The organism is Parvibaculum sp., assembly GCF_035511255.1.
Lineage (GTDB): Bacteria > Pseudomonadota > Alphaproteobacteria > Parvibaculales > Parvibaculaceae > Parvibaculum.
The window spans coordinates 1-2,770 of the sequence record NZ_DATKFR010000318.1; the positions used below are offsets into that span (position 1 = coordinate 1).

Genomic DNA, 2,770 nt, shown 5'->3' on the forward strand with positions numbered 1-2,770 from the left:
AATTTCTTGTTGAAGCGGATCATCCATGAAACGGGGAGGCTGTCAAAGGCAGGGTCTTTTTGGCCGCCGCGATCGGTGGCCTTGTCTACTATTTGAAGGGTTCATTAGGGACTTTCATCTAGCATTATCGAGAAGCGCGTAAGGCCGTCGTCTCGCCACCAGAATACCCATGGCGTCGCCATGCCCGGGAATGGAACGATGCAGGAAAGACTGACATACGCCGACGTGGAGCGTCTGCTATCGGAACCCATGGAAGAGGCGCGCGCCGGCATAGCGCTCAAGGTCGCCAGTCAGTTCCGCAACGTCGTGTTGACGCCGCGCGAGCGCGAGCTGGCGCAGGAAATTCTCGGCTATCTCGTTCACGACATCGCCGCCCATGTGCGCGGCGCTTTGTCCAGATACCTCAGTACTCTCCCCAATGCGCCGCATGACGTCGTCCTCGCCCTCGCCGAGGACCTCGACGAGGTCGCGCTTCCCATTCTCGAAAATTCGACGGTCCTGTCCGAAGAGGACATGGTCCGGCTCGTGCTCAATGGCAGCGCTGCCAAGCAGCGCGCCATCGCCGCACGCAAGGACGTGACGACCGCGATTTCGGACGCGATCGTCTGGGCGGGCGACCGGCAATCCATACTGACTCTCGTGGTCAATGATGGTGCGGTGATCCGCCCCGAGATGCTTGAAGAAATCGTCGACCGTTACGCGGGCGACGAGGAAATCGTCGATCCCATGGCACAGCGCCAAGATCTTCCCTCGGTGCTGATCGAACGACTCGTCACGATGGTGTCCGACCAGTTGCGCCGCTATCTGATCGAACGCCATGGTATCGATCGGAAAACCGCCGCGTTGCTGGACGAGCAGGCACGCGAATATGCGCTCGTCGAAAAACTCCCCGCGATCAGTCCTGACGAAATGAGCCGTCTCGCCTTGCAACTTATGGATCGTAAGCGACTCTCCGCCCCGCTTGTGCTGCGCGCCCTCTGCGCGGGCGAACTGCGTTTCGTCGAAGAGGCTTTCGCGTTGCTGACGAATGTGCCCGATGATCGTGTGGCGCGCCTTATTCACGATGTGGGCCCGCTCGGCTTTCGCGCCGTCTATGCGCGGGCGGGTCTTTCGGAGTTCTTCTATCAGGCCTTTCGCGCGGCGCTCGATGTGATGCATGAACTCGACGCGGATGGTGTTCTCTCCGACAGGTCGTTCCTGCGCCTGTGCATGCTCAAGCGCGTCGGCGAGCGTTATCCCATGATCGAGGCGAACGACATCGATTTCCTGCTCGATCGTCTGATCCGTTTCAGCCACGACACGGTCTGGCGGGCAGGCCGGGCCGCCTGAGCGGACAAAAACCCCGTCGCCGATCCATACGGAAGCTGATAGCTTGCGACCCTTCGTATCGAGAGGGCCGAGCCATGACGCATATCACCAGAGACGCTTTTATCTGCGACGCGGTCAGAACGCCGATCGGGCGTTACGCCGGCGCATTGTCGTCCGTACGCGCGGACGATTTGGGCGCGGTGCCCCTGATGGCGTTGATGGCCCGCAATCCTTCCGTCAACTGGAGCCGCATAGATGACGTGATCTTCGGCTGCGCCAATCAGGCGGGCGAGGACAATCGCAATGTCGCGCGCATGTCGGCGCTGCTCGCCGGACTCCCTGATACAGTTCCAGGCTCGACGGTCAACCGCCTCTGCGGCTCGGGCATGGATGCTGTCGGCTCGGCGGCCCGCGCAATTAAGTCGGGCGAAACGGACCTCATGGTCGCGGGCGGCGTCGAGAGCATGTCGCGTGCACCCTTTGTGATGGGCAAGGCGACGAGCGCCTTTTCGCGCGATGCGCAGATCTACGACACCACCATCGGCTGGCGCTTCGTCAATCCGTTGATGCATCGACAATACGGCACGGATTCGATGCCGGAGACGGCCGAGAACGTCGCCGAGGAGTTTCAGATTTCTCGCGCCGATCAGGACGCCTTCTCCGTGCGCAGCCAGCAGCGGGCAGGACGTGCCATGGCGTCGGGCCGCTTTGCGAAAGAAATCGTACCGGTGACGATTTCGGGCCGGAAAGGCGAGACCGTCATCTCCGAAGACGAACATCCCCGACCGGAAACCACGTTGGAGGCGTTGGCAAAACTCTCGACGCCCTTTCGGCAAGGCGGCACGGTGACGGCGGGCAATGCGTCCGGCGTCAACGACGGCGCCTGCGCGATGATTATTGCGTCCGCCGACGCGGTCGAGGCACATGGCCTCGCGCCGCGCGCCCGTATTCTTGCCATGGCGACGGCGGGTGTGCCGCCGCGCATCATGGGTATCGGTCCGGCCCCGGCGACCCGCAAGGTACTGGAGAAGACCGGCCTCAATATCGGCGACATCGAGGTGATCGAGTTGAACGAAGCATTCGCCGCGCAGGGTCTCGCCGTGATGCGCGATCTTGGTCTTCCGGACGACGCCGATTTCGTCAATCCGAATGGCGGCGCCATCGCGCTCGGCCATCCGCTCGGCATGAGCGGCGCGCGCCTCGTCACGACGGCGGTGCAGGAACTCCACGAACGCCAGGCCCGCTACGCGCTCTGCACCATGTGCATCGGCGTCGGCCAGGGCATCGCGATGGTGATCGAGCGGGTGTGAGCGGTTACCAGCCTATAACGCGTTCGAGGAAACTCTTCTTTTTCTGTTTCGACTTCGGTCGTTTGACGCGCATGCGGATCGGGCGATCGACACCGGCGAGGCGGCGTCCGTGTGGCGTCGGGCGGCGGAGTAGGGCAACGAGTTTGCGATCC

The 2,770-nt window shown here is 62.5% G+C and carries 2 protein-coding genes; both read left to right on the plus strand.

Going from position 1 to position 2,770, the window contains the following annotated elements; all coding sequences use genetic code 11:
• The first annotated feature begins 198 nt into the window (after window positions 1-198).
• Window positions 199-1,329 carry a DUF2336 domain-containing protein gene (locus VMR03_RS12525; protein WP_325405695.1) on the plus strand — a complete coding sequence of 377 codons (1,131 nt, stop codon included), beginning with the start codon at window positions 199-201 and terminating at the stop codon, window positions 1,327-1,329.
• A gap of 74 nt (window positions 1,330-1,403) precedes the next feature.
• Window positions 1,404-2,618 carry a 3-oxoadipyl-CoA thiolase gene (gene pcaF, locus VMR03_RS12530; protein WP_325405697.1) on the plus strand — a complete coding sequence of 405 codons (1,215 nt, stop codon included), beginning with the start codon at window positions 1,404-1,406 and terminating at the stop codon, window positions 2,616-2,618.
• Window positions 2,619-2,770 lie beyond the last annotated feature (152 nt).